Source organism: Paenibacillus sp. 79R4 (assembly GCF_013393165.1).
Classification (GTDB): domain Bacteria; phylum Bacillota; class Bacilli; order Paenibacillales; family Paenibacillaceae; genus Fontibacillus.
This window is the reverse complement of the sequence record NZ_QJOT01000015.1, coordinates 84,689-99,897: the sequence shown is the minus strand read 5'-3', so window position 1 is coordinate 99,897 and position 15,209 is coordinate 84,689. Positions and strand designations below refer to the sequence as shown.

The 15,209-nt window shown below is 48.7% G+C and carries 14 protein-coding genes; 11 read left to right on the top strand and 3 right to left on the bottom strand.

What is annotated here, in order from left to right; genetic code table 11:
* Positions 1-107 precede the first annotated feature (107 nt).
* Positions 108-431 (bottom strand): antibiotic biosynthesis monooxygenase family protein, encoded by a 324-nt coding sequence (locus tag DMN77_RS19275; protein ID WP_179016047.1) that lies wholly within the window; start codon positions 429-431, stop codon positions 108-110.
* A 202-nt stretch (positions 432-633) separates the two neighbouring features.
* Here DMN77_RS19275 and DMN77_RS19270 point away from each other — a divergent pair, with 202 nt between their 5' ends.
* The 8 genes from DMN77_RS19270 (at position 634) to DMN77_RS19235 (ending at position 8,717) form a co-directional block, all read left to right on the top strand.
* Positions 634-1,368, top strand: coding sequence for an ABC-2 transporter permease (locus DMN77_RS19270; RefSeq protein WP_068779599.1), 735 nt, complete (start codon positions 634-636; stop codon positions 1,366-1,368).
* Between the two features lie 43 nt (positions 1,369-1,411).
* Complete coding sequence (locus DMN77_RS19265) at positions 1,412-1,822, top strand: GntR family transcriptional regulator (RefSeq protein WP_068779600.1); 411 nt, start codon at positions 1,412-1,414, stop codon at positions 1,820-1,822.
* Positions 1,819-2,724 (top strand): ATP-binding cassette domain-containing protein, encoded by a 906-nt coding sequence (locus DMN77_RS19260; RefSeq protein ID WP_229520943.1) that lies wholly within the window; start codon positions 1,819-1,821, stop codon positions 2,722-2,724. Before DMN77_RS19265 ends, DMN77_RS19260 begins: the two co-directional genes overlap by 4 nt.
* 59 nt (positions 2,725-2,783) lie before the next feature.
* Positions 2,784-3,689 (top strand): ABC transporter ATP-binding protein, encoded by a 906-nt coding sequence (locus DMN77_RS19255; RefSeq protein WP_179016046.1) that lies wholly within the window; start codon positions 2,784-2,786, stop codon positions 3,687-3,689.
* The gene (locus DMN77_RS19250; RefSeq protein WP_179016045.1) at positions 3,682-4,971 is read left to right on the top strand and encodes an ABC transporter permease; all 1,290 of its coding nucleotides are present in this window, start codon (positions 3,682-3,684) and stop codon (positions 4,969-4,971) included. Before DMN77_RS19255 ends, DMN77_RS19250 begins: the two co-directional genes overlap by 8 nt.
* A gap of 200 nt (positions 4,972-5,171) precedes the next feature.
* A complete protein-coding gene (locus DMN77_RS19245; protein ID WP_179016044.1) occupies positions 5,172-6,848 on the top strand; it encodes a DUF4091 domain-containing protein in 1,677 nt (558 codons plus the stop codon).
* 23 nt (positions 6,849-6,871) lie between these two features.
* Entirely contained in the window at positions 6,872-7,357 is a 486-nt protein-coding gene (locus tag DMN77_RS19240; RefSeq protein WP_267490882.1) for a low molecular weight protein-tyrosine-phosphatase, read from the top strand.
* Between the two features lie 322 nt (positions 7,358-7,679).
* Positions 7,680-8,717 carry a phosphodiester glycosidase family protein gene (locus DMN77_RS19235; protein WP_229520956.1) on the top strand — a complete coding sequence of 346 codons (1,038 nt, stop codon included), beginning with the start codon at positions 7,680-7,682 and terminating at the stop codon, positions 8,715-8,717.
* 91 nt (positions 8,718-8,808) lie between these two features.
* Here DMN77_RS19235 and DMN77_RS19230 read toward each other — a convergent pair whose 3' ends face one another.
* Positions 8,809-9,660, bottom strand: coding sequence for a DegV family protein (locus DMN77_RS19230; protein ID WP_372776228.1), 852 nt, complete (start codon positions 9,658-9,660; stop codon positions 8,809-8,811).
* Between the two features lie 121 nt (positions 9,661-9,781).
* Positions 9,782-10,687, bottom strand: coding sequence for an AraC family transcriptional regulator (locus DMN77_RS19225; RefSeq protein WP_068779606.1), 906 nt, complete (start codon positions 10,685-10,687; stop codon positions 9,782-9,784).
* A 163-nt stretch (positions 10,688-10,850) separates the two neighbouring features.
* Here DMN77_RS19225 and DMN77_RS19220 point away from each other — a divergent pair, with 163 nt between their 5' ends.
* From DMN77_RS19220 to pfkB, 3 genes are all read left to right on the top strand, one after another.
* A complete protein-coding gene (locus DMN77_RS19220) occupies positions 10,851-12,251 on the top strand; it encodes an MATE family efflux transporter (protein ID WP_068779607.1) in 1,401 nt (466 codons plus the stop codon).
* 1,284 nt (positions 12,252-13,535) lie between these two features.
* On the top strand, positions 13,536-14,291 hold the full coding sequence (locus DMN77_RS19215) for a DeoR/GlpR family DNA-binding transcription regulator (protein WP_179016042.1): 756 nt from the start codon (positions 13,536-13,538) through the stop codon (positions 14,289-14,291).
* Positions 14,288-15,199 (top strand): 1-phosphofructokinase, encoded by a 912-nt coding sequence (pfkB, locus tag DMN77_RS19210; RefSeq protein WP_068779609.1) that lies wholly within the window; start codon positions 14,288-14,290, stop codon positions 15,197-15,199. Before DMN77_RS19215 ends, pfkB begins: the two co-directional genes overlap by 4 nt.
* Positions 15,200-15,209 lie beyond the last annotated feature (10 nt).

Genomic DNA, 15,209 nt, shown 5'->3' with positions numbered 1-15,209 from the left:
TCGTACTTCCATTTTACCAAAGAGCGGTTTCTTTTTGTTTGATGAAATGTAAGAGGGTGCCCCCTCAGTCATCTATGATGACTTTTGGGACACCCTCTTTTTGAGTTCTATTGCTCATATTTGTAATCTCGTTCGACCTTGCAAATTCTCGTCTTGTATTTGAGATACCACTCTGACTTCCCTTTACTTTGTGCCATGAGATGCCTCTCATTTTGTTTCCAATTTTGTATAGCTTCAAGAGATTCCCAATACGACACTGTAATCCCCAGACCTTCCCTTGCGCTCTCCACTCCCAAAAATCCGGGCTGGATGGCGGCGAGCCGAGCCATCTCCCCGGCCATCTCGGCATAACCGTGGTCTCCCTCTGTCCGTTCAGAGGTGAAGATTACTGCATAATACGGTGGCTGTGGTGTACAGGCCAATTCGCTCATGTCTATTCCCCCAATAACAACCTAATTTAGAACATTTGTTCGTGAAAGTCAAGCGTTAATCATCCAATTGGCTTGGACAATAAGTTGAAAATGGATTTTCTGGGTTGACGAGCAGAATAAGCACAGTATATACTGTGTATAAAGATATAAACAGTAAGCACAGTAGAATAGTGTTTAAGTACATAGGGAGAGAAGAGAAAGGATGATGAAATTGGAAGGCTGGAAGGATGCTTGGGTCATTTTCAAAAAGGACGTATGTTCAGATCGATTTTATCTGATCTGGAATGTCCTGTTCATGTTATATTTCGGCGGAATGTTCAGTACGATGCTCTATTCCGTAGTTCATTCCGATGATGCGTTTCATTCATTAGCGGATTGCTTGATGCTAGTGCTTATCCCGATGATCGGATTTTATTTTTCGCGCAGATCGTTCAGTTATTTGAGGGAAGATTCCTACACTCAAATGCTGTGGTATTATCACACCCTACCGATCCCTGTGAGGACCATTATAAAGAGTCGCTACCTTCAGCTCATCGCAGCCCTTCTGTTTAACGGAACCTTTTTCTTCGGAGTGATATTCGTTATCTTTTGGCTAGGCGGATTAGACATTAATCTGGGTCCGTTCCAATACATTGCCTTTGCTCTGACCTGGATCGGATATGCACTGCTTATAAACGGACTGTATATTTATATGGAATTGCTGAATAAAGGCAAAACTTACTTTTGGTTGAGCTGCGTGTTGATGCTCAGCGTGGTCGTGATCTCCGTTGTTATTACCCTTCTACATGGCAATTTGTTGAAATACACGATGGATGTTTCTGCCCGTTATGCTCTGCTGTCGCCTCTAATGTGGGGGACTCTTTTAGTCGGCGCTTTAGGGGCATATGGGATGGGTCTTCAAACTATGCGGAAGCTGAACAAGCGGGATTTGGTCTGATGAATGGGCAGCTGACAAATAGAGACCGGAGGTGAAGGGAAAGGTGTGGATTCCGATACAAATTGATGAGCAAAGTGCAGAACCTTTATATTATCAGATCGAGACGCAGCTTAAATCATTGATCGTAAGCGGGCAAATTGAAGAAGGAACACTTCTGCCATCCATTCGCGAATTAGCAGCGAGCCTAAGCTGCAGTGTCATTACAATCAGACGGGTATATCAGGATTTAGAGAATGAAGGCCTGCTTAGGACGAAGCAAGGGACGGGAACCTTTGTGGCCAGGGTAGGGACCGGGGAACGGGATGCATATCGGAAATCTGTGGTTCAGGAAGCTGTCGAGACGGCGGTGGATACTGGAATATCTGTGCAATATGGAGAAGAAGAACTGAAACAACTGTTTCTAAACATATTGAAGCAAAAATATCATAAAGATGGCGGGAGGGATGGAGCGTGACAGAGCGCATGGCGATTGAATTTAGAGGAGCAATTAAAAAAAGACGCAGACACCCGATCGGACCGATCGATCTGACTATTCCGCAGGGGTATATCGTTGCACTGGTTGGTGCCAATGGAGCCGGCAAGAGCACGATGATGAACATGATGCTGCAGACGACCAGGCCGGACCAAGGGTCAATCCGCTGGTATGGGGAGACGTTCAACGGCGAAATACCGTTATCCTTAAGACAGAAGATTGGTTATGTTCCGGAGACTTCGATCGCGGAGGAAAGTCATCTTACGGCGGATGCGGTAGCGGAATTTCGTTCATACTGGTATCCAAGCTGGGATGAGGGGCGATTCGAGGAATTGATGCAACGGTTCCGCGTGCCGCGTAATGAGCGATTGAACCGGATGTCCAAGGGGGAGAGACGCAAGTTCGAGATCGCGGCTGTGCTTGCCGCCCGTCCCAAGCTTCTGCTGCTGGATGAGCCCTCTTCAGGACTTGATCCGTTCGCTTGGGGCGATATGATCGATGAACTGCAGGCATCGATGGAGAATGAGGAGGTGACGATCGTGTTATCGACTCATGTTGTAGATGAGGTCAAGCGATTGGCGGACTATATCATTCTGGTCGATGAAGGACGGATTCTCGGGATAGCAGAGAAGGATTCGCTGTACGGGACCTGGAAGGAACTTTGGGTACAAGGGGATGCAGGCGCGCTCGGCAAGCTGCCGGGAGTCGTCAAATGCAATCCGGACGGTCCGTCTTTAACACGGATTACGGTTCGGGATAATGAACAGTGGAAAAAGTATTTGGCGGCAGCGGATTTACAGGTCGTGAAATCACGTACACTTGAGCTTGAAGAGATATTGCGGTTGTGGATCGAAGGTCATAAGCCAGAGGAATTGTCAGTGTAAATGCCTGTTATGCCATAGATGTATAAATTTTGAATAAGTGAAGCGAGGGATAACGAAAGATGGTAAAACCTTTAATGCTGGAGAAGGTTGTAAAGCAATTTGGCGAGAAGACCGCGGTTAACGAGATCTCGCTGCAAGTGGATGCCGGGGAAATCTACGGTCTGCTCGGCGCGAACGGAGCGGGAAAGACAACAACGATGCGAATGGTGCTTGGACTAATCTATCCTGATGAAGGCAGCATTATGTATCATGGCAAGCCCTTCAATAAAGAGCTGCAGAGCAACATGGGTTATTTGCCGGAAGAACGCGGTCTGTACCCTAAAGTGAAAGTCAGCGACCAAATTAAATATTTAGCCAAGCTGCGGGGCATGTCGGAATCCGAGGCGGAGAAGAGTCTTCGTTATTGGCTGGAACGGTTTGATGTACCGGATTATTATAACAAGCGGATTGAAGAACTCTCCAAAGGGAATCAGCAGAAGATGGGCTTCATTGCCGCGGTTGTGCATAAACCCAAAATCGTCATTATGGACGAAGCCTTTAGCGGTTTGGACCCGGTTAATGTCGAGCTGCTCAAAGCGACGGTCAAAGAATTGCGCGATGAAGGCACCAGCATTTTATTCTCTACACACCGGATGGAGCATGTTGAAGAACTATGCCGCAATATTACGATTTTGGATCGCTCCAATACAGTTCTGCAAGGCAATCTGCGCGAAATTAAGAAGCGCTATCCGCGTGAAGAGGTCCTTCTCTATACGACAGGTGAAGTAAACGGACTGGAAGCGATCGATGGAGTCGAGAAGGTGGAGCGCAAGGAGCGAGGGTATTCGATTCGCATATCCGACGTGGCCGTAGCGAAGGCCATTTTGCGTAAGGCGATGGATGAGAGCGAAGTAGAGCATTTCGAGATAAAAGAGCCAACATTGAATCAGATCTTTATTAGAGAGGTTGGTGAGGTTCATGAATAAGCTTAGTACAGTTATAGGCTTCACGTTTATGAATAAGGTGAGAACAAAATCATTTTTGATCACAACACTGGTGCTGGCCATATTGTTGACAATCGGTATTCATATTCCTTATTTCATTGATAAATTCACAGGAAAAGAAAGCGGCCCGGTGACAGTGGGGCTCGTGTATTCGGACTACCCCGAACTGGCTGGTTCTTTGGAGAAATACCATGATCGTCTTGCCGCGTCAGGCCTGAAGTTCACCAAGTATGAGCAGGCTGACACATCGTTGGACAAGGATCTGGAGGAGGGTAAAATCGCCGGTTATCTGCAGTTCAACAAGTCAGAAGCAGAGAGCTTCCCGGAAGTGAATTATGTCTCCAAAAATGATAATATCAGCAGCGGAGTACAGACCGAATTGCAGGCTGCCCTGCAAAGTGTGAAGACTGAATTCATTACCAAAGGCTCGCTATCGGATGCCCAGGTGGCTGAATTGAATGCTCCTGTATCGATCAATATACACAAGCTGGAAAATACACAAGGCGGCGCCCAGAATGGAGAAGAATCCGGCAAGGAGCGCGATTTCTCGCCAGCCAACTTCGTTGTAATGTACGCGCTCATTATTCTCTTCTTCATGACGATTATGATGACCGGGAATATGATAGCGGCCGAGGTAACTGCCGAGAAGAGCTCGCGGATTATGGAGCTACTGATTACAAGCACGTCCCCGCTGGTGCAAATGTTCGGTAAAATTATCGGCATGTTCTTGATCGGACTGCTGCAAATCCTCGTCTTTGCCGTAGTTATAGCTGCGAATCTATCGCTTCCATACAATCGCGCATCCTTGGAAGGGTATGAGCTTGATTTCTCGCAGTTGGATCCATCTGTACTTATTCTTGGGCTGGTGTATTTCATCTTGGGATATTTCTTGTACGCGACGCTGTTCGCTGCGGTTGGCTCGTTAGTAAGCCGCACAGAGGAGCTGGGTCAAGCGGTTATGCCGATCACGATGTTGTCGTTGGCCGCGTTTTATATCGGCAGCTTCAGCATGAGTGCGCCAAATTCACTTTTGATGAAGGTATGTAATTACATTCCATTCTTCTCTCCGATCAGTATGATCGTTCGTATCGGAATGGGAACGCCGAAAGCCTGGGAGATCGCCGTCTCTATCGTGGTGCTGCTCATTGCGATCTATGTCTTCGGATGGCTGTCTGCGAAGATCTATCGCACAGGCGTATTGCTATACGGCAAGCGCCCAACCATCAAGGAGCTTCGCAAGGCGATGAAGGCTTACAAGATTTAAGAAACCTTGAGATTGCAGTAAATTAAACTAAGGCCTATTCCTTCTTAATCGATAAGGGGGAGTAGGCCTTATTTCGCATAGCAGCAGCAGGCGAAGCCCCTGAAAAGTCAATATAGAACGTTTACATTGCGATTATCGGAGAGTACCATTAGGGTTAACGATAGATAGAAAATACTTCATACTGGAGGCTGTTCGAATCTATGAACCTCAAGGTTAAGAAACTATCCTCTCTGGAGAAAGTGTTCCTTCATGAAGAGCCGCTTGCTGCCTGTAGCTTGGTTGATTCTGTATTGCGCGGCGAGAAATATTCGTATCAGATCGCTTACTACATAGATCCCGAGGAGGCCGAGGTGGCACAATATCTTCACGTTAAGGCAGTGCCATCTCCGGGAATCAATGTGAAGATGAGCAGGGTAGGAGTGGTACCTTCCGAAATGCCAGCTTATCCGAAGACGGATGCGGATTATTTGACGAAGCACCCCGGATTATTTCCTGATCCGTTGCTGGAGCTGACGGACGACAATATCAAAGTGCTGCCGGGACAGTGGCGGAGCATTTGGGTGGAAGCGGAGTTCGCAGAAGATGCCGCAGTACAGGACGCGGCTATAATCATTCGTTTCCTGCATGAAGATGGAACAAAGCTGGCTGAGGTCAGCCATACCATCTCGTTGATCGATGCGGTGCTTCCTAAGCAGACGTTAATTCATACCGGCTGGTTCCATTATGATTGTCTAAGCACGCATTACGGGGTGGAGGAATTGAGCGAGTCCCATTGGACACTGATAGAAGACTATATGAGGACAGCGGCCGAGCACGGGATGAATATGATTCTGACTCCTTTGTTCACACCGCCTCTTGATACAAAGATCGGGGGCGAACGCCCTACCGTTCAGCTCGTTAAGGTTCATGTCAATGCTGAAGGTAATTATTTATTTGATTTTCAGAGATTAAAAAGGTTCATAGATATGGCATTGCGAACGGGGATGGAATATTTCGAGATGTCCCATTTGTTTACGCAGTGGGGAGCGGTTTCCGCTCCAAAGATTATAGCCAGCATTGCTGGGGAAGAACGGGCTATATTCGGTTGGGATACCGATGCCGGAGGAGATGCTTACCGTAAATTCCTAAGCTCACTTTTGCCGCAGTTGACCTCGGTTTTGGAGGAATGGGGAATTCAGGAGCGCTGTTATTTTCATATATCGGATGAGCCGAACCTGGAGCAATTGGACAGTTACCGCCGCGCCTGTGAGATCATGGAGCCGCATTTGCGGGGATATAAGGTGATCGATGCGTTATCCGATTATGAGTTTTATGAGAAAGGCTTGATCCAGACCCCTATTCCGGCAAATGATCATATCGATGCGTTTATTGAGGCGAAGGTGCCGAATTTGTGGACTTATTATTGCTGCGCCCAGCATAACAAGGTAAGCAATCGCTTCATGTCTATGCCAAGCCGCCGCAATCGCATCATCGCTACCCAGCTCTATAAATTTGATATTGCCGGCTTCTTGCATTGGGGCTACAACTTCTGGTATACGCAGTTTTCCATTCACGCGATTAATCCTTATGCAGTGACCGACGCGGGCTGCGGATTCCCTTCCGGCGATGCCTTTCTGGTGTACCCGGGAGCAGAGGGAAGCCCGGTCACTTCCATCCGGCTCAAAGTATTCCGCGAGGCGCTGTATGACCTTCGGGCGATGAACCTTCTGGAGAGCTTGAGCTCTAAGGAATTTGTGATGAGCATCATCGAGGAGGCTGCGGTTGAACCGATTACCTTCTCCGAATATCCTAGAAAGGAGCAGTATATTATCGATATGCGCAACCGGATTAATCGGGAGATCCAGGAGAGGCTTGTCACGGCAACTTCAATCATGTAGTATCGGGTTGAGGTGAGGATGAGGTGGAGCAAAAACAGAGAATAGGAGTTCTATTTGTATGTCTCGGCAACATATGCCGTTCGCCGATGGCGGAGGCTGTGTTTCGTCATAGGGTGGCTGCTGAGGGGTTGGATGATCGCTTTCTGATTGATTCTGCAGGCACGGGGAATTGGCATATCGGCAAGCCGCCACATCATGGCACAAGAGGGATACTTGATGAGTATGGGATTTCTTATGAAGGCCTGAAAGCAAGACAAGTATCAATCGAGGACTTCTCGGAATTCGATTACATTGTCGCCATGGATGTCCAGAATGAGAAGGATTTGAGACGGTTATCGCAGAGCGAGCATGCACAAATTGTCAAGCTGCTTGATCTCGTGCCAGGTATAATGAACAAAGAAGTGCCGGACCCCTATTATACCGGCAACTTTGAAGAGGTCTACGAATTAATCGGCAGGGGTTGCCAGGCTTTGCTGGAACGCATTCGTCAGGAAGCGCAGTTGGATTAGTGGACTATGGACTATAGATTATGGATTCGCCCTCATCCGTTGATTTAACGGATGGGGGCGTCTTGCATTATTGCGAGAACGAAACTTTATCCCCCTCCCAAGCGTTTACTAGAAGTGAGAGTTCAAAAGGGACCTCTGGAGTAGTATGCAAATCTGGATAGTTAGGGGAAATGTTATGGATCCGGTATCATCATTGCCTAGCCGTTCTACAACGAGACAAGGAGGAGCAGGGAAGAAAGGCAGTTCCACAGCGACTCGCAAACCTTCCAAGAAGCGGAAACGCAAAAAGAAGGGCTTCTTCCATACGGTCGGAAGATTTCTGATGGTATTGATCTTGCTGGCTGCGATAGGCGAGGTGTGGCTATATTTAACGCCATCCGGCAATAAAATGCTCTATTTGATGGCAGATACCTTAATTACAACCCAGCATCGGCACTGGGCCAAATATCTCATTGGACAGGCGGAGCTGGATCGAAGAGTAGCCGCCTACCAGAAGCAATTTGATGAAATGGGAGAAGAGAAGGATACACATACAATCAAGCCGCAGCCAGGGACTGCAGGGGCAGGGGATAAAGAGGAAGAGAAGCCAAAGCCGTTAATGGAGATCGAGGAGGTATCGGGTACTGGATACCGCGGGTATGTGGTGACCGTCAATGATCCGACGAAGATCAGGCTTGGTGTTCCGGCCAAACGGGGCAAGGGTGAGAAAGTGTCCAGTATGGTCGAACGGACTGGCGCTGTTGCGGGAATTAACGGGGGAGGCTTCGCCGATCCGAACTGGAAAGGAAATGGTTTCAAGCCTATCGGTGTTGTTATCTCGCAAGGCAAGCTATACTATAACGGACTGGATTCCAAGAAATCCTCCACCCAAATTGTTGGGATCGACAAGCAAGGAAAGATGGTGGCCGGCAAATATTCTTTGGATGAACTGAAGGATATGGGGATTCAGGAGGCTGTTACCTTCCAGCCGCGAATTATCGTGAACGGCAAAGGCCAGATCAAGAGTCAGAAGGAAGGCTGGGGCATCGCGCCACGCACGGCAATGGGGCAGCGCGAGGACGGGGCAATCCTGTTCGTCGTTATCGACGGGCGTCAGCCTGGTTACAGCATCGGGGCCAGCCTTTACGATGTACAGCAGATCATGCTGGATCACGGCGCAGTGCTCGCGGCGAACTTGGATGGCGGCTCTTCGACCGTGCTAGTGACTAAGGGCGGGGAGATTGTCAACAAGCCTTCATCTGAGTATGGCGAACGTTATTTGCCAACCGCATTCCTCGTATTTGAGCATCCGGAGCAAGTGAACATTCCGAATATCTGGGAGGGCCTGCGCCCGCAGGATATCGACCCGGGCAAAAAATAGCATTATAAATGGCCATCTTCCAAGCGCCCTGCGCCTGGAAGATGGCCATTTTTTCGTTCTATGATGAGCAGTAATCTGCAAAAAATATGATTTAGTAGGATAGCTGTTTTTTCTTATACATGATAGCGACGGTGCGTGGTCCGCAATGACAGGAAATCGCGCAGCCGCCTTCAATAATCTCGACCTCTTTGACAGCTGTCCGCTCCAGCAATGCTGTCTTGATATATTCCGCAGTCTTGTCCGCAAGCGTCTGCGCCACGATGATCAGATCGCGGTCGATCTTGTGGAAGTTCTCCGTGAGGTGATGCAGCATGCGTTCGACGGCTTTTTCCGTCTTGCCACGGTATTTATCAGCCGAGATGACGACGCCTTCTTTAATCCGCAAAATAGGGCGAATCTTGAGCAGGCTCCCGATCATATGCTGCAGATTGGAGACACGGCCTCCTTTATGCAGGTAATCGAGCGTATCGACAAGCACTTCAATTTCTACCTGATCCCGCTCCTCATGGAGCATGGAGGCGATCTGCTCTGCCTTCATGCCTGCCTTGGCTGCCATGACAGCCCTCCTCACCAGCAGGGCGATGCCTCCTGACACGTTCAGTGAATCAACGACATGTACACTGCCTTCCGGTAGCTCGGCTGCGGCGATCATAGCGCTCTGGTAAGTTGATGAGAGCTTGGATGACATACTGATGAACACAATTTGATTTTGTTGCTCGATCCATGGGGAGAAGGCCGCTATGAAATCCGCAGGAGACGGGGCAGAAGTACGGGGCAATTCTCCAGTCGCCTCGACTCTTTTGTAGATGTCGTTGGTAGTGATCTCAAGTCTGTCTTTATAGGCAGTCTCGCCAAACACTACATACAGCGGTACAATCCCGATGTCATATTGGTCGATCCAGGATTGTGGGATATCGGAGATACTGTCCGCGAAAATTTTCACTTGTGTCAATGCATTTCCTCCAGTGTTGGTGTAATTGGTTCTTTATCTGCATTATAGAGGAGAAGCGGGACAGAAGCAAAAAGTATACCGTTGGTAATTACTCCTACGGCTATGGCCTAAATCAGGATTCCCTGTTCCAGGCAAAATGTTGGCGGAACCTGCGCGGGGACAAGCCCTCCTGCTTGGTGAAGCAAGCGGTGAAATAGGCCGCATGGTTGAAGCCAACTTCTTCTGCGATCCGTTCAATGGGCATATCGGTCTGAACGAGCAGCAGCTTGGAGTGCTCGATCCGGATCAGCAGCATATATGCGGCCGGCGAGCATCCGAATACCTTCTGCATGCACCTGGCAATATAGACGGGATGAAAATTAATGCTCTCACCGAGTTTTTTGGCGGAGAAGGGTTCACGGAAATGCTCACGCAAATAAGCGGCTGCCTTCTCCGCGCAGACTGAACCTGGGGAGGGGGCAGCGGTCTCCAGAGACGCGGCGAGCAGACCGATGACATCCTGGAACAAGGCCTGCTGCTTCAGCCGTACACTGCTATGATGAGATGCCCGGTTCATCTCTGTTAATTCATCGATGGTGTCGATCATTTTCTGTAGCTGGGGAAGATAGGTGAACTGCGGCACAGCCAGCGTGAAGGGCGTTGTGGTGAAGGGATGCAGCGACATATACGCTCCGTCTTCGCCTTCCTGAGCCAAATGCTGCTTGCAGTATTCCGACAGCTCGATGACACGCCAGTTCCCGGATACCTGGAAATGAAGCCAATGATGAACCGTCTCTTCCTGGCAGCCTGAGAAACCGAAATGGTAGCAATCCGGGCGAAGGATGAGGGCGTGGCCTGCGGAGACTTCGTAATTTTGCTTCTCTTCGCCCACGTAGAGGCAGCCTTGGGAGACGACAAGCAGATCAAATACGCCGATATTTTTGCGGCTGAGGTGTTTGCCGCCATATGACATATGCGTCGATCCGCTAATAATATATTGCGGCAGCGGGGGAGCGGTTATTTCGATAATTTGAGACATATATCCACCTCCAGGAGCGCTAAATATAGGTTTGAATTATGAAAGATTGAGTTGATTATTTGATACATTATTTCTAATAATGCATCTATAATGTGATTCATGTCAATAAGTTTAATAAGAGCAGGAGCGTAGCATCGTCTCCGTTCTTCAGGAGGTTGTAATAATGAAGAAATCCAAGACCAACGAGAGCAATAAATTTAACCTCTGGCTGCTCGCTTGGCCTATATTTATTGAACAGTTCCTGCAATTTTTGCTCGGCTCCGTCGATACCCTGATGGTGAGCCGGATATCTGATAATGCGGTAGCCGTTGTCGGTTTCTCCAATCAGCTATTTAATGCGCTTACGACGTTGTTTGCAACGGTAGCCAGCGGGGCGGGGATTGTGATTGCTCAGAAGATTGGCTCCCGCCTGCAGGAGGATGCCCGAACGGTCGGGATTATCTCTTTTAAAGTAACCATCGCGATCGGGCTGGCGTTAAGCGTATTGTTAATTGCTTTTTCACGTCCGATTGCCAAAATGCTGCAGCTTCCGGATGAACTGCTGCCCTTGGCGGATACCTACATCCCTATCGTTGGCGGGGGCATGATTCTTATCGCTGCTATTGCCGTATTGGGTACGGCGATCCGCAATACGGGAAATACGAAAGGACCGATGATCATCGCCGTCGGCATGAATGTGATTCATATTGTGATGAATTACGGCTTTATTTTTGGCGCATATGGCTTCCCGCAATTGGGGCTTACCGGGGTTGCAATCTCGACGGTGACCAGCCGCCTGATCGCTACGGTCGTCCTGTTCGTCATCTTTCTAGGCTCGTTCGAGCGCAAGATTAAATTCAGCGATTTCCGCCTCTTTGACCGCAGGTTGTTCAAGGAAGTGCTGCAGATCGGCTGGCCGCTCGGCATCAATTCAGCGAATTGGGTATTTTCGCAATTGGCGATCTTCTCCTTCCTGGCAATGCTCGGCTCGACGGAGCTGGCGGCCAGAACCTATATGAATACGCTGGAATCGTTCTGCTTCCTGCTTGGTTTCTCTCTCGCACTGGCTGCACAGATTCAGATCGCTCATTTGTATGGGGCCGGGAAGACGGGAGAAGCCTACCGGGCTGCCTATAAAGTGCTGGCCGTTGGGTTGCCGCTGGTGGCAGTGAATGCATTCATTCTCGTCGTCTTCGGCAGGCATGTGCTTGGTTTGTTCACACAGGATACCGATATATTGGCGCTTTGTGCCGTATTGCTGTGGATGAACCTTATGCTTCAGCCGGGGAAAATGGTCAATATGGCGCTCGGCAACTCGCTTAACGCCGTAGGGGATACGCGTTATACGATGAAGATCTCCCTGATCTTCATGTGGGTGGTAGCGACGGGCTGCTCCTACCTGCTGGGGGTATCGTTAGGCTGGGGGATCATCGCTATCTATTCATGCATGATTGCGGATGAGTATATCCGCGGGGTATTCTCCTACTTCCGCTGGAGAGGGCGTAAATATTTGCGCAAGAAAGAAGAAGAGATACAAAGAGAACAGGGGGAGCAATGCGCGGCCGAGGTCCGCTTGGCGCTGTAATTGTCCTGGAAGCTGAAATTTCGCCAACATAGCGATTTGAGCGAGCGGGTAAACCCCTGCGATAATCGAACTGTTGATAAGGGCAATAGTGTGGTAAACTCCTAGGATAATCAGACTGTTGAAAAAGGGCAAGAAAGTCTTACGAAACTCTGGTGAAACTTTTGTGGGGACTCCCGTGGGGACTCTACTAGAGCTCTAGTAGAACTCTAGTAGAGCTCTAGTAGAACTCTAGTAGAACTCTAGTAGAACTCATGTGGGAACTCCTGCAAACTCCCGCAAACTCTAATGAAACACCGTATCGCTATTTACACAAAAATAAGGGGTATGGAAATCTAACGAAACACCATAACGCTATTTGGGTAAAAACCCGCTATTTAGCCCCTTATTTGCTACAATAGCGATGCCCAGTTTCGTTAGAATTGTGAATCGCCCATTTTGGAGCAAATAGCGATTCCCAGTTTCGTTAGATTTCTGATTCGCTCACTTTGCCGCAACTATAGGAACCCTGTCTTTTAGACGAGGGTTTCTTTTTTTATATAGTGTACAGTTCCTATACTTCTTCGTGAAAAGATGTAATAGTGCTGGGATTTTGGCAACATAACAATTTGGGCGAGCGGGTAAGCTCCTGCGATAATCGAAACTGTTGAAAAAAGCGATAATCGGACTATTGGAAAAGGGCGAGGAAGTCTTACGAAACTCTGGTCAAACTTTTTGCGGGGACTCCCGAGGGAACTCTAATAGAACTCACTGTGGAACTCCCGCAAACTCCCGCAAACTCTAACGAAACACCATATCGTTATTTACACAAAAATGAGGGGTATCGAACTCTAACGAAACACCATAACGCTATTTGGGTAAAAACCCGCTATTTAGCCCCTTATTTGCTACAATAGCGATGCCCAGTTTCGTTAGAATTGTGAATCGCCCTTTTTGGTGTAAATAGCGATGCCCAGTTTCGTTAGAATTGTGAATCGCCCTTTTTGGTGTAAATAGCGATGCCCAGTTTCGTTAGAATTGTGGATCGCCCTTTTTGGTGTAAATAGCGATGCCCAGTTTCGTTAGAGTTTGGAATCGCCTTTTGGCGTAAATAACGATCATCAGTTTCTTTACAATGTGGGGATCGGATAGTAAGCATATTTGTGTTTTGAAACGCAACTTGGCGGGTATAGTTCGGTCGTGGGGAGTAAAGGGTAAATGAGTTTGGATGAATATGAATGTTTGTGAAAGAAAATGATTGATTTATGAGCGCTATGTGCTATGATAAAAACAGATGGAGGGATGGCTATGTTGACAGAAGAGCGATACAACCTAATATTAGAGCGCTTGCAAAGTCAAGGTGTTGTTAAGCTGCAGGAGCTTGTTGAAGCTATCGGAGCTTCGGAATCAACGATCCGTCGGGATTTGGTCGATCTGGAGAGCCGCCATTTGCTGAAGCGAATTCACGGCGGAGCCAGCTTGCTGAATCAGAGGAGTCAGGAGCCGGGGATGGATGAGAAAACATCCAAAAACATTCAAGAAAAGGATGTTATCGCTCGCCTTGCCGCTCGCGAAATTCGGGATAATGAATGTATTTATTTAGATGCGGGAACTACTACTCTAGCGATGATCTCATATATTGAAGCGGAGAATGTGACGGTTGTGACTAACGGACTGTCCCATGTCGAAGCTCTGGTTAACCAACGAATCCGCAGTTATTTGCTTGGCGGAATGATGAAGATTCATACCAAGGCTGTCATCGGTAGCATTGCCTTGCAGAACATGGATAATTTCCGATTCGACCGATGCTTCCTTGGGACGAACGGAGTTGATCTGGAGCTGGGATATACCACCCCGGACCCTGAGGAAGCGCTTATCAAGCGGCGGGCTCATCAGTTATCGGGTCAAACCTATGTTCTAGCAGATTCCAGTAAGATCGGCGAGGTCACTTTCGCCAAGCTGCTGGATCTGAACGAGGCGATCCTGATTACAGATAGCGTACCTCCCCATCTGCGGAAGGGCATCGCACATAAAACAAAAATAATCGAGGGATCAGCATCATGATATATACAATAACGCTTAACCCGTCTGTGGACTACATCGTAGAGGTTGACGAGCTTAACATAGGCGGCCTTAGCCGGATGAAGCGGGATTTGAAGCTTCCGGGGGGCAAGGGAATTAACGTGTCACGCGTATTGAACCAGCTTGGTGCCGAGAACACGGCGCTTGGCTTCCTTGGAGGATTCACTGGCCGGTACGTGAACGATAGATTGCAGGAAGAGCGCATGTCGACCGACTTTGTAACAATAGCAAGCGATACGCGGATTAATATCAAGCTGAAGCATGGCGAAGAGACGGAGATTAACGGCCTCGGGCCGGACATTAGCGAAGCGGAGGCGGAGCAGCTGCTGCAGAAGTTATCCGCCTTGCAAAAGGATGACATCGTGATCCTGTCGGGCAGTGTTCCGCCATCGCTCGGTGAGGATTTTTATGAACGCTTGATTCGGGTTAGCAAGCAAAGAGATGCCGAGTTTGTAATCGATACGACTGGTGAAGCGCTGCTCCAGTCACTCAAGCATCATCCACTGCTCGTCAAGCCGAATCACCATGAGCTCGCTGAGTTGTATGACACCGAATTAAATTCCGTGGAGGATATCGTTGTGTACGGACGCAAGCTGCTGGAGGATGGAGCCAGAAATGTCCTCGTCTCTATGGCGGCTGAAGGGGCTCTGCTAATCACCGAGTCCGCTGTGTATCATGCGGTGGTGCCGAAGGGGCAAGTCAAGAACTCGGTGGGAGCCGGTGATTCGATGATTGCGGGTTTCGTAGGTACGCTGGTGCAAACCGGCGATTCGCTCGCAGCATTCCGCACCGGGGTCGCTGCAGGCAGCGCTACGGCATTTGCGGATGATCTTGCCACCAGAGATCAAATCAATCAACTGCTGCCGCAGGTCGTTATTAATAACCGATAGATTCAGGCTG

Bases quoted from the DNA above. Each gene is read 5' to 3' on its own strand.
- DMN77_RS19220 (WP_068779607.1), top strand. From the start codon at position 10,851: ATGAAGAAATCCAAGACCAACGAGAGCAATAAATTTAACCTCTGGCTG.
- DMN77_RS19255 (WP_179016046.1), top strand. From the start codon at position 2,784: ATGGTAAAACCTTTAATGCTGGAGAAGGTTGTAAAGCAATTTGGCGAG.
- DMN77_RS19225 (WP_068779606.1), bottom strand. From the start codon at position 10,687: ATGTCTCAAATTATCGAAATAACCGCTCCCCCGCTGCCGCAATATATT.
- DMN77_RS19245 (WP_179016044.1), top strand. From the start codon at position 5,172: ATGAACCTCAAGGTTAAGAAACTATCCTCTCTGGAGAAAGTGTTCCTT.
- DMN77_RS19250 (WP_179016045.1), top strand. From the start codon at position 3,682: ATGAATAAGCTTAGTACAGTTATAGGCTTCACGTTTATGAATAAGGTG.
- DMN77_RS19215 (WP_179016042.1), top strand. From the start codon at position 13,536: ATGTTGACAGAAGAGCGATACAACCTAATATTAGAGCGCTTGCAAAGT.
- DMN77_RS19275 (WP_179016047.1), bottom strand. From the start codon at position 431: ATGAGCGAATTGGCCTGTACACCACAGCCACCGTATTATGCAGTAATC.
- DMN77_RS19235 (WP_229520956.1), top strand. From the start codon at position 7,680: ATGGTATTGATCTTGCTGGCTGCGATAGGCGAGGTGTGGCTATATTTA.
- DMN77_RS19270 (WP_068779599.1), top strand. From the start codon at position 634: ATGATGAAATTGGAAGGCTGGAAGGATGCTTGGGTCATTTTCAAAAAG.
- pfkB (WP_068779609.1), top strand. From the start codon at position 14,288: ATGATATATACAATAACGCTTAACCCGTCTGTGGACTACATCGTAGAG.